Raw genomic sequence first — 25,472 nt, forward strand, 5'->3', positions numbered from 1 at the left:
GTTGAAGAAAGGGACGATATTAGATGAAAAAAGTTTGGTGGAAAGAAGCTGTTGCCTATGAAATATATCCTAGAAGTTTTATGGACTCAAATGGTGACGGAATAGGGGATTTACAGGGAATAATTTCTAAACTAGATTATCTAAAGGACTTAGGAATTGATGTGATCTGGATTTGTCCCATATATAAATCCCCAAATGATGATAATGGTTATGATATTAGTGATTATGAAGATATTATGGACGAATTTGGTACTATGGATGATTTTGATGAACTTTTAGAGGAAGTTCACAAACGTGGCATGAAACTTATTATTGACCTGGTTATAAATCATACAAGTGATGAACATCCATGGTTTATTGAATCCAGTTCTTCAAAGGATAACCCAAAGCGTGATTGGTATATATGGAGAGATTCTAAGGATGGAAAAGAACCAAACAATTGGGAAAGTATCTTTGGTAATTCTGCCTGGGAATATGATGAAAATAGTGAACAATATTATATGCATTTGTTCTCCAAGAAGCAACCAGATTTAAATTGGGAAAATACCCATATGCGTGAAGCTGTATATGGTATGATCAATAGATGGTTAGATAAGGGAATAGATGGATTTAGAGTAGACGCTATTAGTCATATTAAGAAGGAAGATGGACTTAGGGATATGCCTAATCCAGAAAACCTAAAATATGTAAACTCCTTTGATAAACATATGAATGTGGATGGAATTCATGAATATCTTGAGGATATAAAGAAGAATACCTTTGCTAATTATGACATTATGACTGTGGGAGAGGCAAATGGTGTGAACGTGGAGGATGCCCATCTTTGGGTGGGTGATGATAATGGTAAGTTTGATATGGTATTTCAGTTTGAACATTTAGATTTATGGGATAGTAAAAGTAGTGATAATTTAGATGTGATAAGTTTTAAGAAAATATTGTCTAAGTGGCAAAAGGGATTAGAAAACAAGGGATGGAACGCATTATATATTGAGAATCACGACATACCTCGTAGTGTTTCAATTTGGGGAAATGATAAGAAGTACTGGAAAGAAAGTGCCACATCTTTAGGTGTAATGTATTTTCTAATGCAGGGAACTCCTTTTATATATCAAGGGCAAGAGATTGGTATGACTAATGTGGAGTTTAATTGTATTAATGAGTACAATGATGTTAGAACTAAAAATATGTATCATATAGATAAGGAAAAGGGAATACCCCATAAAGAAATAATGAAGAATATAGGCCCATCATCAAGGGATAATTCTCGTACTCCTATGCAGTGGAATGATGGTATAAATGCTGGATTCACAACAGGTACACCTTGGATTGGAATTAATCCAAATCATAGAGAAATCAATGTTGAGGTACAAGAAAAGGATCCGCATTCTATTTTGAATTTCTATAAAAAAATGATTAAATTGAAAAAAGAAAATCCAGTTTTAATATACGGAAATTATGATCTGATTTTAGAAGATCACAAACAAATATTTGCATATACTCGTACCTTGGAAGAGAAACAAGTTCTTGTAATATGCAACCTAACAGATAAAGAGGCCTTATATGAGTATGATAATCTAGAATTAAGATATGATAACTTAATCCTAAACAACTATGAAGTAAATGAACATAATGGTGAAAAAAGCATTTTATTAAGACCCTATGAGGCTAGAGTATATGCTATATAATAATAAAATCCTTATTAATTAAAATTAATAAGGATTTTTTGTTAAATATTCACAATAGATCTCCAACACATTTTAAAGGCCACATCTATAGACTCATCAAGCTTGCCTGGGTTCTCGTTAACAAAATTAAGAAATCCAAGTACTGATCCATACATGGAATTCATAATTAAACTTGGATGCACATTAATAAGTGTCTCATCATCAATTGCCTCTTGAATAATTTCAAATATAAAATTGAAGTTTCTACATGCTTCTTCTTTACTAAGCTTATCTATATAAGGTGAATTTGAAAACATCATAAAGAAGGTCATACTATCCTTGTTTTCAAGAGCCCATCTTACAAAACCAAACCAACACTGTTTAACCTTGTCTTTACTTGTTTTACAAGATGTAACGTGTTTTAAAAGATAATCTCTATAATCTTCTTTTATTCTTATATATAATCTACTTATCAAAGATTCTTTAGTCTTAAAATGATGAAATAGTGTCCCATTAGATACACCTGCTTCTTTAGCTATTTTTGATGTGGATGTGCCATGGAAACCTTCCTTTATAAAAAGTTTTAAAGCTGCATTTAATATTTTATCTTTACTATCCATATTATTTCCTCCTACAGAGTAATTACTCTATTATTAAATTTAACACATATATGAGAAGCGTGTCAACGGCAGTGAAATTTTCATTTAAAAACACTTGCATTAAAGAAAATGTGATGATAATATATTAAAGTATAGAGTAAATACTCTAGTGAATTGTAAAAAATATGGATATATCCCGTGGAAAAATGTTAGAAAATGAAATTTTATAGACTGAACAGTCGATGCGCAGATTGTTTAGATTTTAATATAGGGAGCTGATAAAATGTTGTATAGAAAGTTTGGTAAAACAAATGAAGAGGTTTCTGTTTTAGGATTTGGTTGCATGAGATTGCCTGTTATTGATGGAGATCAAACTAAAATTGATGAAGAGAAAGCAATAAAAATGATCAGACATGCAATTGACAATGGAGTAAATTATATTGACACGGCATATCCATATCATGGAGCTGGATTTGACAAGGGAGGAGAAAGTGAACCCTTTGTAGGAAAGGCATTAAAGGATGGATATAGGGAACGTGTGAAAATAGCAACTAAGCTTCCATCATGGCTAGTTCAGACAAGAGAAGATATGGATAGATTATTAGATGAACAACTTAAGCGCATCCAAACAGATGTGATAGATTTTTACTTAGTCCATACCCTTAATAAAAGTCTTTGGGCAAATTTAAAGAAGTTAGGTATAGATGAATTCTTGGATAAAGCTATAAAAGATGGTAAAATCAAACATGCAGGGTTTTCTTTCCATGATGATATTGATACATTTAAAGAAATTGTAGATTATTATGATTGGTCCTTCTGTCAAATTCAATACAATTACTTAGATGAAAATTATCAGGCTGGTAAAGAAGGATTAGAATATGCTGCCAATAAAGGATTAGGCGTTGCAATTATGGAACCTTTAAGAGGTGGTAGTCTAGTTAAGAAAATGCCAAAGGAAATTTTAGATGCTTGGAATGAAGCTCCAGTAATAAGAACACCAGCCCAGTGGGCCCTTAGATGGTTATGGAATCATCCAGAAGTTTCAGTAGTACTAAGTGGCATGACTGAAATGGAACATGTGGAAGATAACATAAACACGGCAAAAGAAGGAGAAGCTAATTCATTAAATGAAAAAGAAGTAGATTTAATAGATTTTGCAAAGAAGGTTTTCAAAGAAAAGATGAAAGTAAATTGTACGGCCTGTAGATATTGTATGCCTTGTCCTGTGGGAGTAGATATACCACAAAACTTTGCTTTGTATAACAATGGATATTTATTTGATAATATAGAAAATGCCAAAATGCAATATAATATGCTTTTAGGTAAGGAGGCTAAGGCATCAAATTGTGTAGAGTGCGGAAAATGTGAAAAGCACTGTCCACAAAATATTGCCATTAGAGAAGAATTAAAAAAGGTTAAAGAGGTACTAGAATTGAATCTATAAGAATAGTTATCATAAAGACTTATTTGAAATTAAATATGTCAAATAAGTCTTTATGTCTATTAAAATAGACAAATTCTGAGTAATTAAATAAATGACCGAATAGGAATTGATTTAATTACCATATGAGTAGCCACAATAGTGGTAAACGAATTTTAATAAAGGAGGAGAATCACATGCACATACCAGATAATTATCTAAGTCCATCTACTTGTGCCACATTGGGGGTAACCATGATACCAATATGGAAGTGGGCAAGTACGAAAGTAAAAAAAGAAATGTCTAGGCAAAAGATGCCCCTTCTTGGAATATGCACAGCCTTTGTATTTTTAATTATGATGTTTAATATACCCCTTCCAGGAGGTACTACAGGTCACGCAGTTGGAGCTACTTTGGCAGCAATTTTACTAGGACCCTATTCTGCAGTTATAGCAGTCACCATTGCCCTTGCAATTCAAGCCCTATTTTTTGGAGATGGAGGTATTCTAGCATTAGGAGTAAATTGCTTTAACATGGCATTTATAATGCCCTTTGTAGCCTTTTACATATTCAAATTTGTTAAGGAGAACTTTCCTAGTGAAAGGGGTCAATACGTGGGAGCTTTTCTAGCTGGATATATATCTTTAAATGTAGCGGCCCTTTTAACAGCAATAGAGTTTGGAATTCAGCCCATGTTATTTACTGATAATGTAGGACTTCCTCTATACAGTCCCTATGGTTTGAACATAGCAATTCCTGCCATGATGATTCCCCATTTATTAGTAGCTGGAATATTAGAAGGCCTAGTGACAGCTGGAGTATATGCTTATGTGAAAAAACTTTCTCCAGAGATAATATATAAGGGTACTAGTAAGAAAATAAAACCCCTTTATGCCTTAATAGTATCATTAGTTATTCTTAGTCCCCTTGGAGTATTAGCCACAGGAACGGCTTGGGGAGAATGGGCTCCTGAGGAATTAAAAGAATTTATAGGATTTATACCAAAAGGGATGATAGAAGGCTTTAACTTTAGTGCGCCTATACCGGATTATGCCATATCAGGTGTTTCAGAAATTATAGCATATATTTTCTCTGCCCTAGTAGGAGTAGGATTAATCTTTACATTGATTAAATTATTAAGTAAATCTCAATTTAAAAATAATCCAGAAAAGGTGAAGTAATGAATGAGAAATGGTTACTAGAAAAGGATGATTATGTGCCTAAGAAAGAAAGAGATACATATATAGATAAAAGTATCCTTTCATTTTTAAAGATCCTTTCAAGGATTAGAAGTGTTAAAAATAGAGATAAAGTTTTTTACAGGATAGATCCTGTGTTGAAGGTTATATTTACAATATTAAATATATTGTTTATATCCCTATCAAGAAATTTCACCTATTTATTTATACTTGATATATATGTGATTATAAGTATTTTACTTATGGACTCAGAAGATAGAAAAAAGATTATGTCAATAAGTTTTATATTTCCAATTGTAACACTAATAATGTTGATTCCATCCATGATGAAAGGAAACATATATAATAGCTTATTACTTTTCCAGAGAATCATATTAAGTGTATTATTTGCCAATATTTTATCCTATAGTACCCAGTGGACACACATTAGTAGAACTTTAAAATTATTATTTGTACCTGACATATTCATATGGGTTATGGAAATAGGATTAAAATATATTATTTTACTAGGAGAGTACTCCACAAGCCTATTATATGCATTAAAGCTTAGATCCATTGGAAAGAACCAGGATAAACAGGGTTCCATATCAAGAATAATGGGAAACTTATTTTTAAAATCCTATAGGATGAGTCAGGACTTATCAAGTGCCATGGAGTGTAGAGGATTTGTTGGAGAGTACAAGGTATCAATAGAATTTAAATTAAAAAATATAGATTATATATATGGACTAATTAATATAATTATAATTGTTTTATTTGTAATCCTAAATTATTAAGGAGTAGCGCAAATGATTAAAATAGATAATGTAACATTTAAATATAAAGAGAAAACAGCCCTTCATAATATGAAGGTTCATATAAAAGAGGGAGAGTCAGTAGCCATTATTGGGCCAAATGGAAGTGGAAAATCTACATTTTTAAAGTTGCTAAATGGTATTGTCTTTCCAAGTAAGGGAACTTATACCTTTGATGAAACTAATATTACTGAAAAAAGATTGCAGGATAATAGTTTTTCTAAACTATTTCACAAGAGAATAGGATTTGTATTTCAAAATGCAGACACTCAACTCTTTTGTTCTAGTGTCTCTGAGGAAATAGCCTTTGGACCAATGCAAATGGGTCTTTCAAAGGATGAAATAAATAAAAGGGTAAATGATTGCTTATCCATGCTCAGCATAGAAAAGTTAAGGGATGAACACCCATATAACCTAAGTGGTGGAGAAAAAAAGCGGGTTGCAATAGCCAGTGTTCTTGCCATGAATCCAGAGGTCATTACTCTAGATGAACCTATGAATGGTATAGATCCAAAGGGAAAAAGATTTTTAAGAGAACTTTTTATTAAATTAAATAAAGCTGGTAAAACTATTATCTGCGCAACACATGATTTTGAGTATGTGGAAGGTCTTTTTAAAAGGGCCCTAGTATTTTCCCAAGACCATACTGTTATTAGGGATGATAAATACGATATGGTTGTAAAAGACGATGAATTTTTAATAGATAATAATATTAAGTAGGGAGGCATAATCATGAACGTATTGTATTATGATTGTTTTTGTGGAATCAGTGGAGATATGAATTTAGGAGCAATGATAGATCTAGGTGTAGATAAGGAATACCTTTTAGAGGGAATATCAAAGCTTAAGTTAGAGTCTGAATATGAAATACACATTAAAGAATCAATTAAAAAGGGCATAACAGGAACTAAGGTTGATGTAATCATAAAAAATGAAGGTCATAACCATGACCATGAGCACAAACATGACCATGAACATGATCATCATCACCATCATGAACACCATGGACACGATCACTCACATGACCATAATCATAGCCACAATCATGACCATAGTCATGAACACCACCATAGGGGATTGAAGGAAATTGAAGACATAATAAATTCAAGTGACTTAAATGAAAATGTGAAGAAACTAAGTTTAGACATGTTTATGGAAGTAGCTAAGGCAGAGGCTAAGGTCCATGGGAAAAGCCTATATGAAGTACATTTTCATGAAGTTGGAGCCATTGATTCTATTATAGATATGGTAGGAGCAGCCATATGCCTAGACTATTTAAAGGTAGACAAAATTATGGCATCTAAAGTTCAACTAGGAGGGGGTTTTGTAAAATGTGCCCACGGAATTATACCAGTACCAGCTCCAGCTACTGTTGAAATATTAAAGGATATACCAGTTAAGACTGGAATTGTGGAATTTGAGACAACTACACCTACAGGGGCAGCCATTTTAGCAGCCAATGTGGAGGAATTTACAGATAAGATAGAGTTCTCAATAGAGAAAATTGGATACGGTATAGGTAATAGGGAATTAGAAATACCTAACGTACTTAGGGTGTACTTGGGAAAGGAAATAAAGAAAGAGGAAGTAAAAAAGCAGTATATTCTTGAAACTAATATAGATGATATGAATCCAGAACTGTATGGTCATGTAGAAGAAAGACTTTTTGAGGTGGGAGCCTTAGATGTGTTTAAAACACCTATTATTATGAAAAAGGGAAGGGCTGCCACAAAATTAAGTATATTAGTTAGTGATAAAAAGGAAAAGGATGTATTAGAAGTAATTTTTAAAGAGACCACTTCCATAGGTCTTAGAAAATATGAAGTAGATAAGATTATGCTTGATAGAGATTTTAAAAAGATAAGTACGAAGTATGGAGATGTTACTATTAAAAAGGCCTATTATGAAGGTGAATTAATTAAATATAAGGCAGAATATGAAGATTGCAAAAAAATTGCTAAAGAAAATAATATACCAATTTCAGAAGTTTACAAAGAAGTAGATAAAATAGTGGAGAAGATGTAGATGATAAATAATGAAAAATATAAAAGACTAATAAAATACTTAAAGAAATTAGATAAGGTAGTTCTAGCTTTTTCAGGAGGGGTTGATAGTACCTTCTTATTAAAAGCTGCTAAAGAGGCCCTTGGAAATGATGTAAAGGCAGTAACTATACTTTCGCCATATATTCCTAGATGGGAAGTGGAAGAAGCTAAGGAGTTAGTTAAGGAATTAGATGTAGAATATGAAGTAATACAGGTTCCAATCATTGATGAAATTAAAAATAATCCAGAAGATAGATGCTATCTATGTAAAACAGCCATATTTAGTATGATAAAGGAAAAGGCTGAAATTGAGGGATATAATTACGTAATAGATGGAACTAACTTTGATGACACATCTGATTATAGGCCGGGTATGGTAGCTTTAAAGGAATTAGAAATAAAAAGTCCCTTACTTGAATGTGAATTGACTAAGAATGAGATAAGAAGTTTATCTAAGGAACTTAATCTTAGTACATGGGATAAACCAGCTTATGCTTGTCTTTTAACTAGAATTCCCTATGGCCATGAATTAAAGGAAGAGAATTTTAGAAAGATAGAAGAGGCTGAAAAATATATGATGAGCATAGGTTTTAGAGCTGTTAGAGTAAGATGTCATAATGATTTGGCAAGGATAGAAGTCAACAGGAAAGACAGAAAAAGGCTATTTGATGAAAAGATTCTAGATGATATTTCAGCTAGATTAAAAGAAATTGGATTTAAATATATATCCATGGATATGGAAGGATACAGAGTAGGAAGCTTTAATGAAACTATGAAAAAATAGGAGGTTTAAATGGATTCGAAGGATATTAGAAAATTATTAGAAGATGTGAAAAAGGATAAAATGCAAATAGAAGAAGCAATGGAAAAGATTGAGGATCTACCTTTTAAGGATTTAGAGTTTGCTAAAATTGATAACCATAGAGAAATAAGAGTAGGATATCCTGAAGTAATATATTGTGAAGGAAAGACTGTAGAACAAGTTAGAGACATTATTAAATTCATGAATACAAAGGATAGCAACATACTAGCCACCAGAGCCAATGAGGAAATTTACAATGCAGTAAAGAAAATATGCAAAGATGCAGAATATAATAAGCTTGGAAGAACAATAACTATTAGAAAGAAAGAAGAGAAGCTAACGAATGATTATATAGCCATCATTTCAGCAGGAACTTCAGATTTACCCGTAGTGGAGGAAGCAGCAGAAACTGCAAAAATTCTTGGGAATAGGGTAGAGAAAATTATTGATGTGGGAGTTGCTGGTATTCATAGACTTTTAGCCAGATTAGACAAAATAAGAGGGGCTAAGGTCATTATTGTGGTAGCAGGAATGGAAGGAGCCCTTGCCAGTGTAGTTGGAGGCCTAGTTGATAAGCCAATTATAGCTGTTCCCACAAGTGTAGGCTATGGAGCAAATTTTGGAGGACTATCATCCCTTTTATGCATGTTAAACAGTTGTGCAAGTGGGATAAGTGTAGTAAATATAGACAACGGATTTGGTGCAGCATATAATGCTAGTATCATTAATAAGTTATAATAAAACCTTAATGGGTAGATTTTTTCCCAGTCTACTTATAGAGGTTTATAATGTAAGATAACAAAATTGAAGCTAGTTATTAAGAAGTAGTGATGGAATTGACAAAATCAGTCGTTTCATCACTTTCTTCTTGTTGTTTGCCTTTATAGTAATAGTTTGTAGTTTTTTCAAATTATTGAATTATTTTCTAGTACGATTAATAAATCTTTAGATAAATTCTGTGTCATCCTATATTTATACTTATAATAATGGAGTTGATTTTATTGGAATTAAGTAGGTTATTCTTACCTAAAGGCCGTATAGATAATTTGCGTTTTATTGGATATAGCTTCTTCTTACTTATATTTGATATAAGTTTAAGTGTCCTAATATCTTTTAATCTATATATTTTTTATATTATTCTTATATGGGGCATATCTTGTCTTATTGTTCAGCGTTTACATGATTTAGATAGACCATTGGAACATATTCTATTACTCCTTATTCCTATTTACAATATTTATTTGTTTTTTTGTCTTTTATTTAAAAAAGGTACTACTGGAGCAAATAAGTATGGTGATCCTCCAATCAACCACGAAATTTAACTCATACGGCCTAGAAACCCTTAAAACAAGTATTCTTAAATTAATATTTGTTAGGGATGATTGGTACTATTATAGCTCTAGAAATTTCTAGGGTTTTATTTTTTTGATAATGTGTATGGACTTAAGATTCTAGTCTTTTGTATTATAAATGAACACTTAAGTTATGAGTTCTTGATTTGTTTAACAATTTGAGTATACTCGATAAAATTACAGTTGTAGGTGCTGGTATTTTTTTCTTTATTTTTATGCTAATAGTATTTATATCTAAAATTAGATACGAGTGGAAAAGAGAAGAATTGAGCCAATACTTGAAAGAATGCAAAAAGGAATCTTTTCATATAAAAAATAAAACATACTCTAAATTATCTTTTTCTAAAATAGCAGAGGATTTTGATGGGTATATAAGCTATATATGAGCTGAAATAAATGTTAAAACTGAACCTAGAAGTAAAAAAAAATTTGGAGCAAAATCTTTGGTAAGTAAAATTTCATGTTAATAGGGAAATTTTGGAGCAATAGAGATATCAAAGGATAGGGTTAATAAGGAGTGATTAGCTGGTCTTACACATCTAGAGTTTGTTAAAATTGACGATCATAGACAAATAAGCGTAGGATATTAAGAGGGGTTAATGTCATTATTGTGGGAGCAGGAATGGAAGGAGCCCTTGCCAGTATAGTTGGAGGACTATCATGCCTTTTTATCTATGTTAAACAGTTGTGCAAGTGGCCTTCATGGGTAGATTTTTTACTAGTCTACCCATGGAGGTTTATTTTATTAAAGTTACAAATTATCTACATATTTTTTATCTATTATTTTTTCTATAATAATGTCCCCAACATTCAGTAATAATTTTTCGTGCAGCAAAAAGAGATGTTAGTGAAGGGTCTAATTTTGGAGCTACCTCAACCACATCAAAACCAATAATAGGCAATTCAAATAAACCATATAGAAGATCTAATAGCTCTCTACTGGTTAATCCACCAAATTGAGGCGTACCCGTACCGCCTGCATATGCAGGGTCTAAACAATCAATATCTAATGTAATGTATATCTTATTAAAGTTTTTCATTTTATTTTTTATAATCTCTAATGATTTTTCAACACCCTTATGATGAACTTCTTTAGAAGTTAATACATTTATTTTATTATTATGGAAGAAATCTAATTCATCTGATTCAATAGATCGAATACCTACGAAAAAAAGGTTATCTGTATTCGTAACATTTTTTAGTTCAAGAGCTCTTCTTTCTGTTGAACCATGGGATAATTTATCCCCACCTTGATCATCACAGAGATCAAAATGTGCATCAAAATGAATAATACCAAAAGGCTCATCAAGGGCACGATCAATTCCTTTGTGTACAGGAATGGTAGTTGAATGATCTCCACCGATCATAGTAAAAAATTTATTAGATTTTACCGCTTGATAAGTAAATTCTTCTGCCTTTTCAAAGACTTCATTTCTATTTTCTCCACAGCAATCACCTAAATCTAGTACTTTTAAATCAGCAAAACTTTTTAAATCTTCAGTAGTAGGTGAAATGGTGTAGGTAATTTCTCTCAGGGCTTTTGGTGCATCTTTGGCGCCAGATCGAAAACTAACACTTCCATCAAAAGGAATACCAAAGATAAGTACATCTGATTCATCAGGGGATAAATCAGGTTTGTTTAAACCTGCCCATATACGATGATCCTTAATCATTTCATTTACAGTTGTCATAATACATCCTCCTTAAAGTTTATAATAATATGAATTTCAAATATTTTACTCAATATCTATAGTACTTTTTTTGTGTAATTCTTCTTCAGAATACTTTTCCATTGTGATACCTGTAAAGCCATAGATAATTGAGACAATAGGATTAATAAGATTGAGAAAAGCAAAAGGTAAATAAGCTAATGTTGCAACCCCAAAGGTAGTAGCCATAAAGGCACCACATACATTCCAAGGAACTAAAGGAGAGGTAAGGGTTCCAGCATCTTCTAAAGCTCTAGATAGATTTTTAGGTTTTAATCTTTGTTCTTCATAAATATCTTTGTACATTCTTCCAGGAATGATGATGGCTAAAGCCTGATCACCCGTTACAATATTTGTACCGATAGAAGTAAGAACTGTGGCCATAACGAGAGAACCTGTACCATGGACAAATGTTAGTATCTTTTCTGATATAGCATAAAGCATTCCAGAAGTTTCTAAAACTCCACCTAGAATCATTGCACATATGATTAAGGAGATAGTAAACATCATACTATCCATGCCACCGCGGCTTAATAAACTATCAATAACCTCTACTCCTGTATCAGATATATAACCAAAATGAGCAGCTTCTACAATACTTTTTAAATCAGCGCCTTGTAAGAAAAAACCTAATAATCCACCTAAAATTACACCAACAATAAGACCAGGAATAGCAGGAATTTTTTTAATTACCATGACGATAACAAGAATCGGTGGAAGAAATAAAATAGGAGAAATGATAAATTGTGAAGATAATCCGTCTAAAATAATTTGAATAGAATTAGAATCAATTTTAGATCCTCCATATTTAAGCCCTACAAATCCAAACAAAACAGTAGATATTAATAAGCTAACGCCAGTTGTATAACTCATATGTTTAATATGATCAAAGAGATTTGAACCAGCCACAGCTGGAGCAAGATTTGTAGTTTCTGAAAGTGGAGACATTTTATCGCCAAAATAGGAGCCTGAGATAATTGCACCTACTGCAATATGTGTAGGAATACCAAGACCTTGTGCAATACCAACAAGGGCAATACCTACTGTACTTGCAGTAGTCCATGAACTTCCACAGGCTAGTGATACAATAGAACAAATAAATAAAGTGGCAATTAAAAATATACGTGGAGAAATAATTTTTAACCCATAATAAATCATTGTAGGAACAACTCCAGACAAAATCCATGTTCCAATAAGCATACCTATAATCATCATAATGAGAATAGCTTGCATGGATACTTGTACTGTATTTAAGATACCTACTTCTAGTTCCTTCCAATCATATCCGGATTTCATAGCAATGACAGCTGCAAGTGTAGCTGTTGCAATTAAAGGAATTTGAGAATAGCCCGTACCCCATTTTAATGACCAAAACAAGGATAGGATGAGAAAGATAATAACGCTAATGGCTTTTCCAAAAGTCATATTTTTCTTACATTCCATAAACAATACACTCCTTTTATTTGTTTAAAAATTTATTATTGCAATAATAGTGCCAAAGTTAGAGTGGATAATTATATTTTATATATCCTTGGATTTAAAAAGCTTCCATAGATTTGAAATTAAAAATAGAAAAGATAAAAGGTTAAAAGCGCAAGAAATTTTGCGGAAATTTCGCAAAATTTCTTGCGCTTTTATAGATTATATTTATCCATTTTATATTGAAGAGATTGTCTAGTAATTTGTAACTTTTTTGCAGCTTCCGTTATATTCTTTGAGATAGATAAGGCATCCAGTATAAGGTTTTTTTCATAGTTTTTTAGCAATTCAGGAAGGGATTTATTTTGAACCGTATCTTTTGCAAAATATTTTTCCTTTTTATTATTGTAAATAATATATTCAGGAATATCTTTCAAGGGAATAATTTCTTCTGTGCATAAATTAAAAGCAGATTCTATTGCATTTCTTAGCTCCCTAACATTTCCAGGCCAGGTATAGGAGTTAAATATGTTTTTTACAATTTCACTTACACCCAGTATGTTTTTACACATTTGATGATTATATGTTTTTATAAAATGATCTGTTAAAAGAAGAATATCTTTTTTTCTATCTTTAAGAGGTGGTAGATTTATTTGTACTACACCTAATCTATAATACAGGTCTTTTCTAAGTATACCATCATCAATAGCTGCAAGGGGATCTGTATTCATGGCAGAAACAACGCGAATATTGATATTGATAAAGGATTCACCGCCAACACGGCGAATTTTTTTCTCTTCAATAGCCTTTAGTATTTTTGCTTGGAGACCAATATCCATAGAATTGATTTCATCTAGAAATAATGTTCCATCATTTGCTAATTCGAATAACCCTTTTTTATTTTCTGCTCCCGTATAACTTCCTTTTACGGTTCCAAATAATGTACTTTCTAGTAAAGTTGAAGGAATGGCAGAGCAATTTTGAGAGATAAAAGGGCCGTTATTTCTTGCACTGTAATTATGAATGGCTTGGGCAACAAGTTCTTTTCCAGTTCCTGTATCTCCACAAATTAATACAGAAGAATTACTTTGAGATATTCTCTTTAGTTTCTCTTTGATTTCAAGTAGGGCATCATCTTTTGTAATAATATCTTCTAGTGTATATAAAGCATTATGTGATCTAAAGTCATTCAAGGATTTATGAGAGTTAATTTTATGGGCTGAAGAAAAAACAGAAGCTTCTATGGTCCCAATGATCTCGTTATTATATTCCATTGGAAAAGTGGAATTGATAAGAACGGCAGACTCTCCTTTAAAGTTTGTTAGGGATTGTTTTTCATTGACGATAGGCTCACCACTTTTTAGAACCCTATAATGACTACTAGTTTCCTTTGTGAGTGTAGGATATATTTCTAAAAGACGTTTTCCTGTAATGCCTTCATTTTCAAAACGGTTGGTTTCAGGGCAAAACATTGCAGAATATTCAATAATACCTTGTTTATTAACAATTATAATCGCATCTATGTGGTCATATAATTCAGACATATATTCTAGATATCTTGTTATCATTTTATTACCCACTTTCTAAAGGAAAATATAGTGTATATGAATTCTATATCAATTATCTTTCTTCTAAAAACAAACTGATTTTATGAAGAATCCAGTTTCTTATTGCTACATTTTACCACATACACCACCTTGTTTCTATTATTTTATCAATTAGAAAACAAATAGATATTCACAAATTAAAAACATCATAGTCGTCATTAGTGTGGTAGGTGGACTAGTATACAAGACAATTACAAAATTATAGTAAATATAAAACCTCCATAGGTAGATTTAATAGCCTCCCCATGGAGGTTTACTTTATTAAAGGATAGAATGTCTACTTAAGCAGTTTCTCCTCCATCTATAGGAATGTTTTGACCTGTTATATAAGAGGCTTCATTTGAGGCTAAGAAAGCAAAAAGGGCAGCTATTTCTTCAGGCTCTGCATGACGTTTTATAGGAATACCTTCATTTACTTCAGCAAACATTTCCTCTGTGTATTCAGCCTTTTGCATAGGAGTCATTACATATCCTGGAGAAAGAACATTTACCCTTAACCAAGGGGCGTATTCAAGAGCAATTGTTTTAGCCAGATTAATAACACCAGCCTTAGAGGCATTATAATCTGCATAATAAACATGGCCATCCATACCATTAGTTGATCCTGTAAAGAGAATAACTCCAGTTTTTTCTTTTATCATTCTTTTTATACTTTCCCTGGCACATAAAAACATGCCACCTAAATTTATATTAATAACTTTCTGCCATTGTTCATATGTAATCTCATGAAAGGATTTCCTAACACTTATACCTGCATTAGATATTAATATATCTACTCCGCCTAATAGTTCATCCACCTGTTCAAATGCATTAACTACACTTGATTCATTACTTACATCTACTAGTATTCCTTGTACATTTTTAAGTTCTAATAATACTTCATCTAGATTCTTTTTATTAACATCAAATATTACAACTTTAGCACCCTCATCTACAAATCTTTTAACAGTAGCCAATCCAATACCACTAGCACCACCTGTTATAACTACTCTTTTTCTCTTTAAATCTTCATACATGGCTTTTCCTCCCATACAAAATATTTTATATATTAAGTGTATATTCCTTAAAAGGTTCATATATGTATAAAAGAAGGATGACCATAAATGATATAATAAAAACAAATATAATTTTTTAGTGGTGATAATATGAGGATTGGGAAATTTGGACAGATAAATAATATTAGTAAAGATACAATAAGACACTATATGGATTTAGGCTTAATTGTACCAGAAAAGGTAGGGGGACAATATGACTTTGATGAGAGGTGTCAAAATAGTTTAAATAGAATTTTAGATCTAAAGGCTATGGGATTTACTCTGAATGAGATTAAGACCATATTTACCTTTAGAATATTAGGTAATCTCATTCCCTATGAGGAAGAAGAGTATTATAAAACTATTTTTATGAGCAAATATGAGAATGTTATAAAGGATATTGAAAACCTAACTAATATAAAAAATAGATTAAAGAAAAAGATAGATGAAATATCAAAAGAAAAGAGAAAAAAGAAGTTCACATTAGGTGTTCATATAAGTACATTGAATCTATTAAGATGCTTAAAATGTAATGGAAAATTAGTCATAGTAGATGGGAAAATAAAGGACAACCAGATAATAGATGGAAAGTTAAGATGTAATTGCAATGAAGAATATATTATTGAAGATGGCATACTAAAAATAGATGGATATTATAGAGAATCAGAATTGAATTTCTTGAGTGGTTATATTAGTGAGTACATAAATGTTACTGATTCAGATTACTTAGATAATGTATATAAGGGTATAAAATGGATAGATAAGAAAGTAGACTTTAATAATTTTAAGAGTAAAGTCATTTTAGAATTAGGTTCAGGGTTTGGATTTTATCTTAGAAATATATATAATAAGCTTTCAGATGACTGTGTGTATATAGCTGTAGATCATGACTTGACTCGCCATAGATTTCTTAAGAGTATCCTTGAAAGGGCAGAGTGTAGGAAGAATATTATTTTCCTATGTACGGATTTTTTACAAATACCTATAAAAAATAAATCAGTAGATATGTTAGTGGACTTTGCAGGAACTAGTAATTATAGTTTTGAGGAGGAAGAATTTTTACTAGAGCATATGGAAAAATATGCAAAGGACAATGGGTATTTAATTGGGAGTTATATTTTATTTAAGAACTTTAGCATGAATAGCCTTATAGGAGAGCAATATAGAAAGAACTTTGTAATGGAAAATGTAAAGGCTAATATACATAATATGGGATATAAGTGTATAGATGATAAAGTATCTGATTATGTAGAAGAGGGTGGCAAGTATGAAAGTTTCTTTGTAAAAGGTGAAAAGGTATATAATTATATATTTTATGGAAAAAGGTAGGGTTAACCCTACCTTTTATTTTAAGAGGTATGAAAAAAGTATGTGTAACCCTATTGTCATGGTGTCTAGCCAAAGGTTTAGAATGGACTTAAAGACAGGAGGGATTATATGAAATCAAAGGAATATTTTAATTTTATATTTTTTTCATTGGGAAAATTCATATCCATATTTGGAACTGCCATATATACCTTTGCCATAGGTCTATATGTATTAAAATTAACAGGATCAGGGTTAAATTTTGCTACTACCTTAGTATTGGGTATAATTCCAATAATTGTATTTAACCCTATTGGAGGGGTTATGGCAGATAGATTTAATAAAAAGAATATAGTTATTTTTATGGACATATTAAATGGAATTTTGTTCCTATGCCTATATTTTATCAGTAGAGTATATGGATTAAATCTCATAATGATCTATATAAGTACTTTTCTTACTAGAACATTTACCACTATCTTTGCAACAAGCTTTGAGGTGGCCATACCTAATATAGTATCAGATAAGAAACTAGTTAATATTAATTCTGCTAGTAAAATAATTGACTCCCTATCATCCATTATGGGTCCTCTAATAGGAGGAATTGTATTTGCCTTTATGGATATACACATGTTTATATTGTTAAATGGAATTTCTTTTATTCTCTCAGCCTTGTGTGAAATGTTAATTGATTTTAGGTACAACTACGTAAATAAAATTGAAGAAAAGAAAGACATTAGTCTAACAAAGGATATGAAAGAAGCCTTCATGTACATTAAATCTGAAAAGAATATTATAAATGTATTTGGATTGTTTATAGCCATTAACTTTTTTATCAGTGTCGCCATAACTGTGCCATTACCTTTTATAATAAACAATGTGTTAAAATTACCTTCTAAGAGTTTTGGAATAATAGAAGGTTCCTTTTCTATGGGAGTCATAATTGGAGCAATATTTGTTTATAAAATAATGGAGAAATTTGAATACAAAGAGATTTTAATGATTATGAGTATTTCCTTGTCCATAAACATGATCTTAGTAGGAATTCCGGTTATAAGGCAGGTTCAATTAAGTGGAATTTTTTATTTAATATACTATACAACCATAATGATATTATTTGGAGTTACTATTTCATTTATAGATATACCTTTTATTTGTATGACCCAGAAGTATATACCAGACGAAATAAGGGGAAGGGTTCTTAGCATAGTGATAAGTGTAGGAAAAGTTATTGCCCCCATAGGCTTAATATTATCTGGAATTTTATTAAATAAAATACAACCATATGTATTGCCAATAGGAGGGGGATTATTATTATTAACATTTAACTTAGTAATCCTAAATAAGTCTAAGATAAAATACGAAGTAAGGACTCACAAATCTTAATTATAATTATTATATCCATTGAAGATAAAGGACTTATATTTTGTAAGTCCTTTATCTTTATTTATTAATGATTACACTAATGTAAGGACTATAGGTTCCTTTTCTGTAACCACAATTGTGTGCTCAAATTGGGCAACAAAACTTCCATCAGGAGTCTTTAAAGTCCAACCATCCTTTTGTTCTATAGCATACTCTGCCCTTGTGGAAATAAAGGTTTCTAAGGCTAATACCATACCTTTTTTTAAAACCCTATGGTCATGTTTATCGTAGTAATTTAATATGAGGTTTGGTGAATCATGGAGGACCTTTCCAATACCATGGCCAGCCAAGTTTTTAATTACTGTAAAGGAGTGTTTTCTTGCTTCATTGTGAATGGCCTTTCCAATTTCATTAATTTTAACCCCAGCCTTTGATGTTTTTATGGCTTTATCTAAAGCAGACCTAGAGCAATCAATTAAATTTTTCTTGATAGAAGATATGGACCCAACAGGAATTGTGGCACCCGTATCAGAAAAATATCCGTCTAATTCTGCCGATATATCAATGTTAATTATATCTCCTTCTTTTATAATTCTTGAACTTGGTATTCCATGGGCTGCCACATCATTTAGGCTTATACATGTGCTTCCAGGAAAGTTATATTCATATTTAGGAGCAGATCTTGCTCCATACTTTAAAAGAACTTCTTCACCAATAGTATCAAGTTCGATGGTACTAATACCAGGCTTAATTGCTTTGATCATTTCTTCTCTTGCTAATGCAACAATCCTTCCAATTTTTCTTAAAGCAATTAAATCCGTTTTTGAAGCTACTAACATATTCTGATCCTCCTGATATTTGACTAACTTAAATTCATAAGTCTTATTCTATCATATGATTTATTGTTTACTAAGATGAAAAGATATAAGTAAGATTAATAATTGGAAAAGATATCTTATTTTTATGTTTTTATTGACAGATAATATGTATGATGATAGGATTATATCATGAAACGATATCGCAAAACGATATCGAATGGTGATACACTTTGATAAAGGGGAATGTTTATGAAAGATAAGATATTAAGAAAACTATTTTTAGGATTTATGCAAATACACATATTGTACCATGCTAAGAAGGAACCTATATATGGGACTTGGATGATGAATGAATTAAAAGAACATGGATATAAAATAAGTCCTGGTACTTTATATCCCATGTTAAGCAGAATGGAAAAGGAAGGATTATTAATAAAGGAAGAAAAGAATGTTGATGGTAGAATAGTAAAGTTTTATACAACCACAATACTAGGAGAAGAAGTTTTAGTCGAAGCTAGAGAAAAGGCAATGGAATTGACTGGTGAAGTAAAGGAGAAGGGTGATAATATTGATTCAATTTAAAAATATAGGTGTAAGTTTTGATGGGAAAACTGTATTTAAAGATTTTAATATGCACATAAGAAAGGGTGAAAAAATACTATTAAATGCTCCTTCAGGTAAGGGGAAATCTACCTTATTTAAATTACTTTTAGGTTTTAATAAGCCTGATAAGGGCGAGATAATACTGGATGGTAAGAATCTAGAAAAAAATAATATTATGTATTTTCGTAAGAATATAGCTTATGTAAGTCAAGATGTGGATTTAAGAAATGATAAAGTATGGGACTTGATCCTTGAAATATTTTCATACAAGAGCAATAGACATATAAAAATTACTAAAGATAAGGTTTTGAATATTCTTAGATACTTTAACTTTTCAGAAGATATTATGGAAAAGAAAGTAAGTCAACTTTCAGGAGGAGAAAGACAAAGATTAGGTCTGGTCATATGTATATTTATGGATAGAGATATATGGCTTTTAGATGAAGTGACATCTGGACTAGATAAGGAAATGAAAGAAAAGGTAGTAGACTATGTATTAAAGCAGGATAAAACTGTATTAATAATCTCTCATGATAGAGTTTGGAATAAAAGTAATCTAGTTAGAATAAAGGAGTGGTAGTAATATGGGTACAAATGAAGTATCTTATTTGTCAATGTTAAGTCTAGTAGTATTAATGATTCCTGTAATTATATTAAATCGTAAATTAAATATACCCATAAATAAAAAAATATTTTATTCCGTAGGAAGGATGGTAATACAACTTGCCTTGGTAGGAATCTTTCTTCAATATATTTTTAATATTAATAATTCTATTATAAACTTTGCATACTTAGTTTTTATGATAGGTGTAGCTAGCGTTACATCCATCAGAAGCTGCGGATTTAATACTAAAAAATTTATTGCTCCATTGTTTTTTGCCTTCATAATTCCCAATGTAATAATATTATTATTTTTTAATACCTTTGTTATAAGGTTAGATAATATATTTAGTGCCCAATATCTGATTCCTATTGCAGGAATGCTATTAGGTAATAGTTTAAAAGGTAATATAATATGTATAAATAATTTTTACAAGGCCATAAAGGAAAATGAAAAAGAGTATTTTTATACTTTAAGCCTTAGTGGAAGTAACATAGAGGCTTTGATACCTTATTTCAGAAATGCCGTGTCAGCTTCAGTAAATCCTATTATGGCAGCTATTGAGACTATTGGATTAGTATCTTTACCTGGAATGATGACAGGACAAATTTTAGGAGGGGCTATTCCACTAACGGCAATAAAATATCAAGCAGCCATAATGGTGGCCATTTTAATATGCAGATACTTTAGTGCAATTTTATCCATAATATTAATGTCATTTAAAGCTTTTGATGATTATGATGTTTTAATAGTTTAGTATTAATAGTATATACAATAAAAGCTACCTTTGAATTATAGTTATTTTATAAATTGAAAGGTAGCTTTATTATCTTCTAAATCTTAATCATGAAACTTTCCTAAATTACAAGTATCTTACTAAACTTACTCCTAAGAAAAATCCTGAACCAAAACCTAGAACTATACCAAGTTCTCCTGAATTTTTTATATAGTTTTCTTCCTCTGCTAATGAATACAATCTATTTAATCCAGCTGGCACACTGGCACAAGACATATTTCCACAAGTGTTATATATTTCAACGGAAGGTTTCATCTGATCATCATTTAAATCGAATAATTTTTTAACTCCTGCTAAAATTTTCTTTCCACCTGAATGCATTACCCAATGCTTAACTTCATTTTTATCAATATTGTGTTTTTCAAGTAAAGAAGTGACTAATTTTTGAATATGAGGTGAAATCTTTTCAAGAAGTTTTTCATCAATGTGTACTTCACTATTTGTCATGGTCATGCTATCGCTATAATGAGTTAAAACCTGAGTATCTAAAACATGTATTTTATTATTTTCAAAGGAATCATCTTTAGTAACTAAAGCAGCAGCAGCCCCGTCACCAAATATGGTCAATCCTATTAACTTTCCATCATTATTAGGATCTATATTATCCATGAATGAATTAGTTTGTGCTTCACAACATACTACTAATACATTCTTCATATTCTCATCCTTTAATAGGGACTTAGACATATTAATAGCTGCAAGAAAGGCTCCACAACCTAGACCATATATAGGGTAGTTATGAATGTCTTTTCTAAAGTCTATTCTAGAGAATAATCTACTACTTAGTCCAGGTACTTGTTGATCACTTGAGTTACAGCAAGTGATAACACAGTCTATATCTTGTGGACTAATATTATTATTTTTGAATAGCTTTTCAATAGATTTAAAACACATTTCAGTCATGGCTTCATTTACTTTCTTTTCATTGAAATCAAAGGTGGTGAACTTCTTACTTACTCCACCCTTTCTAAATAAAACCTTAAGCTTACGAGAATCCCTTAATCCTAAAAGATCCATCATTTCCTCATTGTTGTAAATCTCTAATTCTGGAAAGCCTACCTCTGGTTTAATTACATAAGTTTCCATGTGCTATTCCCCCTGTTTATTATTTTTATATTTTTAGAATTCGTAGGAAATTATACACTCCCCCAAGTGTTAAAAACATAATTCCCATACTTTCATTTCATAAAAGCCTAATAAGATTTTCCTATAAGCTTTACCTTAAACGCAAACTCTAATTTGAAATATCTAGTAAATTATGCAATATTTTTACAGAAAATGTTGAATTATATTTTACTATAAATAATGAAGAAAGTTAAGGGTGAAAAAAGCAAGAATGAGTCGAATTAAGAAAATTTTTAAAAATAGTTCTTATAGACTAGTCATTCTAAATTCTTTATGGATATAATAAATTTAAATTTGTATTTTTATTGTTTCAATAGGCATCGCAAAGTAAAAACTATATAAAGAAAAGAAGCATGATACATTAAAATAAATGGACTAATTTATTTCATTTTGTGATAGTATAGGTTTGTATGATTATTTAAGATAAAGCTTAGTTTTAGGAAAGGATTTAGTTATGGATAAAAAACGATTAGGAAATACTATAGCCATATGTTTAGTAACGGTTTTTATGGGACAAGGATATATAAGTCCATTTTCCCAATGGTTTAGATTTTCACTTGCCGTATTAGTGTTATCACTTTTATTAATATACTTTAAGGACCTATCAGTGGTGACTGTATCTGCGAGTATAGGGGTATTAATGTTCATATTTAGAGCATCACTGAATTTTATTGCTTATCCTGAAACCGCATTTCTCACAAACTTACTCAGTTACTTACCTGTGGTCGCATTTTATATTGTCTTTGGTTTTCTTTTTAAACTTCTTAATATAAGGGATAAGTTAGATGATTCTGCAGTTTTTATTATATCTTTATGGTTTTGTGATAGTACTAGTAATATTGCGGAAGCCATATTGTCATACTATTTTATGAACATTGATTTTGAGAAAGCTGTTATAGCCATTATATATGTGGGATTAATAAGATCCTGGATGACATGGGTTATTTACAAGATTATATTATATTCTAAGGATATATTTGAAATAGAACAAAAGGAAAAGAAGTTTAGGGAGTTGTTATTGTTCACGGCAAAACTTAAGACTGAATTATTTTTCTTAAAAAAATCCATGATAGACATTGAAGATATGATGGAACAGAGTTATGATTTATATGAAAGACTTGAAGAACCACAATTAAGGGATATGGCTTTAAACATTTCTAAAAACATACATGAAATCAAAAAGGATTATATTCGAGTGGTAGCAGGTATGGAAAATACACTGCTAAGTGAAAAGACAAATCTACACATGTCTGTGGAAGACATATTTAAAATAATTAAGGATGCCACATATAAATTAATAAAGTTTAAGAATGTGGATATTTCTGTGAAATTTCAAACTCAAAGTAATTTTCAAATGGATGACTATTATCATTTGATTTCTGTTTTAAATAATCTCATAACTAACTCTATCGAGGCCATAGAATCAACAGGTGAAATAATTGTTGAGGAATATGAAATGGATGGAAACCATGTATTTAGAGTTATTGATGATGGTCCTGGTATTGAGGAAGAAGATATGGAGTTAATATTTGAGCCTGGTTTTACTAATAAATACGATAAAACAACGGGCAAAATGTCCACAGGGATAGGTTTATCCCATGTTAAAAATATAGTGGAAAATCATTTCGGGGGTACAATAGAGGTTAATAATAGGGAAAGTTCAAAAACAATATTTGAAATAAAAATTCCAGTTACGAATATTGAGGGGAGTGCATAATCAATTGAATACAAGTTTCTACATAGTTGAAGATGATAAAGTTGTGCAAAATATATTAAAGAGAATAATTGAAAAGAATGATTTGGGAGACATAATTGGTTCTAGTAATGATGGGGGAAAAGCTATAGAAGACATAAAAATACTTAAACCGGATATTGTTTTAGTTGATTTATTATTACCTACTGTAGATGGTATAAAGATAGTATCTAAGGTTAAAGAAACTCATGAAGATGTTACTTTTATCATGATATCTCAAGTGAGCTCAGAAGAGATGATATCTAAGGCATATAAAAATGGAATTGAGTTTTTCATAAGTAAGCCTATCAATGTAATAGAGGTTATAACTGTAATCGAAAAGATAAAGGAAAAGGTGAACATGAGTAAGGTAATTCAATCCTTTGAAGATGCCCTAAAGGGTATAAGAAGAATAGATCATGTACCTACAGAGAAAAAGAGTAAGGAACATAGTAATGAAGATAAAATAGAAAAGGTATTAGCCCAATTAGGTATTTTAGGTGAAGCAGGAGTAAAAGACATTATGGAGATTATCCTATGGATAATTGAACATATGGAAGAGGGTAAAAATAACTTACCTAAATATAAGTTATCTGATATATATAAGTATTTATGCGATAAATACAGTGAAGAAGAGGGCATATCTACAAATACTTCTGCCATAGAACAAAGGGTTAGGAGATCTTCAATAAAAGCCCTTAAGAATATAGCCAATATGGGGATTGAGAATCCTGAGAATGAAATCTTTGTTAAATATTCTAGTACTTTATTTAATTTTAAAGAAGTAAGAAATCAAATGAACTTTGCAAGGGGCGAATCAGACCAAAGTGGAAAGGTTAATATCAAGAAGTTCATAGAGGGAATTATAATAGATATAAAGGATGAGTAAACTAATTTATGAGGAGCTTCTAGAAGGTGAAGAACTACTGTGGCAAGGACAGCCCGTATTATATCCTATAAATAAAAAACTTAAGCCTCTTTTAATAGGATTATTGGTTATACTTTTTATGCCTGCCTTAATAATCTACATAATTGAACCTTTCATGGTAGCCATCTGGTTGGTGTCTATATTCTTTGGAGCTATAATTAGTATACCTATGATTTTTATTACTGAAAAAAGACGATATAATAGAAATCTTAATACATATTATGGAATAACTAATAAGAGAATAATAAAGATCATGGATTATAAGGACAAAAATATAGAGATTCTAAGGATTAATGGTATATTAAATTTAAATGTAATTATGAAAAAGAACAATACGGGAAACATAATCTTTGGAGATAGCAGTGTAGATTTCTATGGAAAATATAATGCTTTAACCTTCTATGATTTAGAAAATAGTGAAGAAGTCTATGCTTTGATTAAAAGCCTAATTAAATAAAATTTACGGTGAGCAACCACTGAAGGAATAAAAAAAGCCTTTGGTGGTTCTTTATTTTACTTTTCTTTCTATGATAAGATTAATATGGATTGGGAGTG

At 30.8% G+C, this 25,472-nt stretch carries 25 protein-coding genes; 18 read left to right on the forward strand and 7 right to left on the reverse strand.

Annotated features, from left to right (window positions below):
- Nucleotides 1–23: 23 nt before the first annotated feature.
- Nucleotides 24–1,685 carry a glycoside hydrolase family 13 protein gene (locus CCE28_RS11200; RefSeq protein WP_095133807.1) on the forward strand — a complete coding sequence of 554 codons (1,662 nt, stop codon included), beginning with the start codon at nucleotides 24–26 and terminating at the stop codon, nucleotides 1,683–1,685.
- Between the two features lie 41 nt (nucleotides 1,686–1,726).
- Here the strand turns inward: CCE28_RS11200 and CCE28_RS11205 are convergent, their stop codons facing one another.
- Complete coding sequence (locus CCE28_RS11205; protein ID WP_095133808.1) at nucleotides 1,727–2,284, reverse strand: TetR/AcrR family transcriptional regulator; 558 nt, start codon at nucleotides 2,282–2,284, stop codon at nucleotides 1,727–1,729.
- A 262-nt stretch (nucleotides 2,285–2,546) separates the two neighbouring features.
- On the opposite strand from CCE28_RS11205, the gene CCE28_RS11210 reads away from it, so the two are divergent.
- The 9 genes from CCE28_RS11210 to CCE28_RS22250 all read left to right on the forward strand — a co-directional run bounded on the left by CCE28_RS11210 (nucleotide 2,547) and on the right by CCE28_RS22250 (nucleotide 10,261).
- Nucleotides 2,547–3,707 (forward strand): aldo/keto reductase, encoded by a 1,161-nt coding sequence (locus tag CCE28_RS11210; RefSeq protein WP_095133809.1) that lies wholly within the window; start codon nucleotides 2,547–2,549, stop codon nucleotides 3,705–3,707.
- Between the two features lie 173 nt (nucleotides 3,708–3,880).
- Complete coding sequence (cbiM, locus tag CCE28_RS11215) at nucleotides 3,881–4,864, forward strand: cobalt transporter CbiM (RefSeq protein ID WP_095133810.1); 984 nt, start codon at nucleotides 3,881–3,883, stop codon at nucleotides 4,862–4,864.
- Nucleotides 4,864–5,658, forward strand: a complete 795-nt coding sequence (locus CCE28_RS11220) for an energy-coupling factor transporter transmembrane component T (RefSeq protein WP_095133811.1) — start codon at nucleotides 4,864–4,866, stop codon at nucleotides 5,656–5,658. Before cbiM ends, CCE28_RS11220 begins: the two co-directional genes overlap by 1 nt.
- Before the next feature lie 12 nt (nucleotides 5,659–5,670).
- Complete coding sequence (locus CCE28_RS11225) at nucleotides 5,671–6,396, forward strand: energy-coupling factor ABC transporter ATP-binding protein (protein WP_095133812.1); 726 nt, start codon at nucleotides 5,671–5,673, stop codon at nucleotides 6,394–6,396.
- 12 nt (nucleotides 6,397–6,408) lie between these two features.
- Nucleotides 6,409–7,701 carry a nickel pincer cofactor biosynthesis protein LarC gene (larC, locus tag CCE28_RS11230; protein ID WP_095133813.1) on the forward strand — a complete coding sequence of 431 codons (1,293 nt, stop codon included), beginning with the start codon at nucleotides 6,409–6,411 and terminating at the stop codon, nucleotides 7,699–7,701.
- The gene (larE, locus tag CCE28_RS11235) at nucleotides 7,702–8,505 is read left to right on the forward strand and encodes an ATP-dependent sacrificial sulfur transferase LarE (RefSeq protein ID WP_095133814.1); all 804 of its coding nucleotides are present in this window, start codon (nucleotides 7,702–7,704) and stop codon (nucleotides 8,503–8,505) included.
- Nucleotides 8,506–8,514: 9 nt separating this feature from the next.
- Complete coding sequence (gene larB, locus CCE28_RS11240) at nucleotides 8,515–9,261, forward strand: nickel pincer cofactor biosynthesis protein LarB (protein WP_095133815.1); 747 nt, start codon at nucleotides 8,515–8,517, stop codon at nucleotides 9,259–9,261.
- 248 nt (nucleotides 9,262–9,509) lie between these two features.
- Nucleotides 9,510–9,845, forward strand: a complete 336-nt coding sequence (locus CCE28_RS23025; RefSeq protein WP_095133816.1) for a DUF805 domain-containing protein — start codon at nucleotides 9,510–9,512, stop codon at nucleotides 9,843–9,845.
- Nucleotides 9,846–10,090: 245 nt separating this feature from the next.
- The gene (locus tag CCE28_RS22250; protein ID WP_176461780.1) at nucleotides 10,091–10,261 is read left to right on the forward strand and encodes a hypothetical protein; all 171 of its coding nucleotides are present in this window, start codon (nucleotides 10,091–10,093) and stop codon (nucleotides 10,259–10,261) included.
- Nucleotides 10,262–10,648: 387 nt separating this feature from the next.
- On the opposite strand, the gene speB is transcribed toward CCE28_RS22250, so the two are convergent.
- The 4 genes from speB to CCE28_RS11270 all read right to left on the reverse strand — a co-directional run bounded on the left by speB (nucleotide 10,649) and on the right by CCE28_RS11270 (nucleotide 15,626).
- The gene (gene speB, locus CCE28_RS11255; RefSeq protein WP_095133818.1) at nucleotides 10,649–11,566 is read right to left on the reverse strand and encodes an agmatinase; all 918 of its coding nucleotides are present in this window, start codon (nucleotides 11,564–11,566) and stop codon (nucleotides 10,649–10,651) included.
- A 45-nt stretch (nucleotides 11,567–11,611) separates the two neighbouring features.
- The gene (nhaC, locus tag CCE28_RS11260; RefSeq protein ID WP_095133819.1) at nucleotides 11,612–13,027 is read right to left on the reverse strand and encodes a Na+/H+ antiporter NhaC; all 1,416 of its coding nucleotides are present in this window, start codon (nucleotides 13,025–13,027) and stop codon (nucleotides 11,612–11,614) included.
- Between the two features lie 191 nt (nucleotides 13,028–13,218).
- Entirely contained in the window at nucleotides 13,219–14,547 is a 1,329-nt protein-coding gene (locus CCE28_RS11265) for a sigma-54 interaction domain-containing protein (protein ID WP_242972969.1), read from the reverse strand.
- A 344-nt stretch (nucleotides 14,548–14,891) separates the two neighbouring features.
- On the reverse strand, nucleotides 14,892–15,626 hold the full coding sequence (locus CCE28_RS11270; RefSeq protein ID WP_095133821.1) for an SDR family NAD(P)-dependent oxidoreductase: 735 nt from the start codon (nucleotides 15,624–15,626) through the stop codon (nucleotides 14,892–14,894).
- Nucleotides 15,627–15,755: 129 nt separating this feature from the next.
- On the opposite strand from CCE28_RS11270, the gene CCE28_RS11275 reads away from it, so the two are divergent.
- Together CCE28_RS11275 and CCE28_RS11280 are read left to right on the forward strand one after the other, a co-directional pair.
- Nucleotides 15,756–16,973, forward strand: a complete 1,218-nt coding sequence (locus tag CCE28_RS11275; protein ID WP_095133822.1) for a MerR family transcriptional regulator — start codon at nucleotides 15,756–15,758, stop codon at nucleotides 16,971–16,973.
- A 108-nt stretch (nucleotides 16,974–17,081) separates the two neighbouring features.
- Nucleotides 17,082–18,335, forward strand: coding sequence for an MFS transporter (locus CCE28_RS11280; RefSeq protein WP_095133823.1), 1,254 nt, complete (start codon nucleotides 17,082–17,084; stop codon nucleotides 18,333–18,335).
- Nucleotides 18,336–18,406: 71 nt separating this feature from the next.
- Here the strand turns inward: CCE28_RS11280 and map are convergent, their stop codons facing one another.
- Complete coding sequence (gene map, locus CCE28_RS11285) at nucleotides 18,407–19,153, reverse strand: type I methionyl aminopeptidase (RefSeq protein WP_095133824.1); 747 nt, start codon at nucleotides 19,151–19,153, stop codon at nucleotides 18,407–18,409.
- 228 nt (nucleotides 19,154–19,381) lie between these two features.
- Between map and CCE28_RS11290 the strand changes: the two genes are divergently transcribed.
- From CCE28_RS11290 to CCE28_RS11300, 3 genes are read left to right on the forward strand one after another with little or no spacing between them, the layout of a single operon-like run.
- Complete coding sequence (locus CCE28_RS11290) at nucleotides 19,382–19,714, forward strand: PadR family transcriptional regulator (RefSeq protein WP_095133825.1); 333 nt, start codon at nucleotides 19,382–19,384, stop codon at nucleotides 19,712–19,714.
- Nucleotides 19,701–20,315 (forward strand): ABC transporter ATP-binding protein, encoded by a 615-nt coding sequence (locus CCE28_RS11295; RefSeq protein WP_095133826.1) that lies wholly within the window; start codon nucleotides 19,701–19,703, stop codon nucleotides 20,313–20,315. Before CCE28_RS11290 ends, CCE28_RS11295 begins: the two co-directional genes overlap by 14 nt.
- A 4-nt stretch (nucleotides 20,316–20,319) precedes the next feature.
- Nucleotides 20,320–21,093 (forward strand): ABC transporter permease, encoded by a 774-nt coding sequence (locus CCE28_RS11300; RefSeq protein WP_095133827.1) that lies wholly within the window; start codon nucleotides 20,320–20,322, stop codon nucleotides 21,091–21,093.
- Nucleotides 21,094–21,198: 105 nt separating this feature from the next.
- Here CCE28_RS11300 and CCE28_RS11305 read toward each other — a convergent pair whose 3' ends face one another.
- On the reverse strand, nucleotides 21,199–22,218 hold the full coding sequence (locus CCE28_RS11305; protein ID WP_095133828.1) for a 3-oxoacyl-[acyl-carrier-protein] synthase III C-terminal domain-containing protein: 1,020 nt from the start codon (nucleotides 22,216–22,218) through the stop codon (nucleotides 21,199–21,201).
- A gap of 493 nt (nucleotides 22,219–22,711) precedes the next feature.
- Here CCE28_RS11305 and CCE28_RS11310 point away from each other — a divergent pair, with 493 nt between their 5' ends.
- From CCE28_RS11310 to CCE28_RS11320, 3 genes are read left to right on the forward strand one after another with little or no spacing between them, the layout of a single operon-like run.
- A complete protein-coding gene (locus CCE28_RS11310; RefSeq protein ID WP_095133829.1) occupies nucleotides 22,712–23,974 on the forward strand; it encodes an ATP-binding protein in 1,263 nt (420 codons plus the stop codon).
- Between the two features lie 4 nt (nucleotides 23,975–23,978).
- Nucleotides 23,979–24,878, forward strand: a complete 900-nt coding sequence (locus CCE28_RS11315; RefSeq protein ID WP_095133830.1) for a response regulator — start codon at nucleotides 23,979–23,981, stop codon at nucleotides 24,876–24,878.
- Complete coding sequence (locus tag CCE28_RS11320) at nucleotides 24,871–25,374, forward strand: hypothetical protein (RefSeq protein WP_095133831.1); 504 nt, start codon at nucleotides 24,871–24,873, stop codon at nucleotides 25,372–25,374. Before CCE28_RS11315 ends, CCE28_RS11320 begins: the two co-directional genes overlap by 8 nt.
- The last annotated feature ends 98 nt before the right edge of the window (nucleotides 25,375–25,472 follow it).

The organism is Anaeromicrobium sediminis, assembly GCF_002270055.1.
In the GTDB taxonomy this organism is placed as follows: domain Bacteria; phylum Bacillota; class Clostridia; order Peptostreptococcales; family Thermotaleaceae; genus Anaeromicrobium; species Anaeromicrobium sediminis.

What these genes read in the sequence shown, in the direction of transcription:
- CCE28_RS11200 (WP_095133807.1), top strand. Translation starts at nt 24, where the DNA reads ATGAAAAAAGTTTGGTGGAAAGAAGCTGTTGCCTATGAAATATATCCT.
- CCE28_RS11205 (WP_095133808.1), bottom strand. Translation starts at nt 2,284, where the DNA reads ATGGATAGTAAAGATAAAATATTAAATGCAGCTTTAAAACTTTTTATA.
- CCE28_RS11210 (WP_095133809.1), top strand. Translation starts at nt 2,547, where the DNA reads ATGTTGTATAGAAAGTTTGGTAAAACAAATGAAGAGGTTTCTGTTTTA.
- cbiM (WP_095133810.1), top strand. Translation starts at nt 3,881, where the DNA reads ATGCACATACCAGATAATTATCTAAGTCCATCTACTTGTGCCACATTG.
- CCE28_RS11220 (WP_095133811.1), top strand. Translation starts at nt 4,864, where the DNA reads ATGAATGAGAAATGGTTACTAGAAAAGGATGATTATGTGCCTAAGAAA.
- CCE28_RS11225 (WP_095133812.1), top strand. Translation starts at nt 5,671, where the DNA reads ATGATTAAAATAGATAATGTAACATTTAAATATAAAGAGAAAACAGCC.
- larC (WP_095133813.1), top strand. Translation starts at nt 6,409, where the DNA reads ATGAACGTATTGTATTATGATTGTTTTTGTGGAATCAGTGGAGATATG.
- larE (WP_095133814.1), top strand. Translation starts at nt 7,702, where the DNA reads ATGATAAATAATGAAAAATATAAAAGACTAATAAAATACTTAAAGAAA.
- larB (WP_095133815.1), top strand. Translation starts at nt 8,515, where the DNA reads ATGGATTCGAAGGATATTAGAAAATTATTAGAAGATGTGAAAAAGGAT.
- CCE28_RS23025 (WP_095133816.1), top strand. Translation starts at nt 9,510, where the DNA reads ATGGAGTTGATTTTATTGGAATTAAGTAGGTTATTCTTACCTAAAGGC.
- CCE28_RS22250 (WP_176461780.1), top strand. Translation starts at nt 10,091, where the DNA reads ATGCTAATAGTATTTATATCTAAAATTAGATACGAGTGGAAAAGAGAA.
- speB (WP_095133818.1), bottom strand. Translation starts at nt 11,566, where the DNA reads ATGACAACTGTAAATGAAATGATTAAGGATCATCGTATATGGGCAGGT.
- nhaC (WP_095133819.1), bottom strand. Translation starts at nt 13,027, where the DNA reads ATGGAATGTAAGAAAAATATGACTTTTGGAAAAGCCATTAGCGTTATT.
- CCE28_RS11265 (WP_242972969.1), bottom strand. Translation starts at nt 14,547, where the DNA reads ATGTCTGAATTATATGACCACATAGATGCGATTATAATTGTTAATAAA.
- CCE28_RS11270 (WP_095133821.1), bottom strand. Translation starts at nt 15,626, where the DNA reads ATGTATGAAGATTTAAAGAGAAAAAGAGTAGTTATAACAGGTGGTGCT.
- CCE28_RS11275 (WP_095133822.1), top strand. Translation starts at nt 15,756, where the DNA reads ATGAGGATTGGGAAATTTGGACAGATAAATAATATTAGTAAAGATACA.
- CCE28_RS11280 (WP_095133823.1), top strand. Translation starts at nt 17,082, where the DNA reads ATGAAATCAAAGGAATATTTTAATTTTATATTTTTTTCATTGGGAAAA.
- map (WP_095133824.1), bottom strand. Translation starts at nt 19,153, where the DNA reads ATGTTAGTAGCTTCAAAAACGGATTTAATTGCTTTAAGAAAAATTGGA.
- CCE28_RS11290 (WP_095133825.1), top strand. Translation starts at nt 19,382, where the DNA reads ATGAAAGATAAGATATTAAGAAAACTATTTTTAGGATTTATGCAAATA.
- CCE28_RS11300 (WP_095133827.1), top strand. Translation starts at nt 20,320, where the DNA reads ATGGGTACAAATGAAGTATCTTATTTGTCAATGTTAAGTCTAGTAGTA.
- CCE28_RS11305 (WP_095133828.1), bottom strand. Translation starts at nt 22,218, where the DNA reads ATGGAAACTTATGTAATTAAACCAGAGGTAGGCTTTCCAGAATTAGAG.
- CCE28_RS11310 (WP_095133829.1), top strand. Translation starts at nt 22,712, where the DNA reads ATGGATAAAAAACGATTAGGAAATACTATAGCCATATGTTTAGTAACG.
- CCE28_RS11320 (WP_095133831.1), top strand. Translation starts at nt 24,871, where the DNA reads ATGAGTAAACTAATTTATGAGGAGCTTCTAGAAGGTGAAGAACTACTG.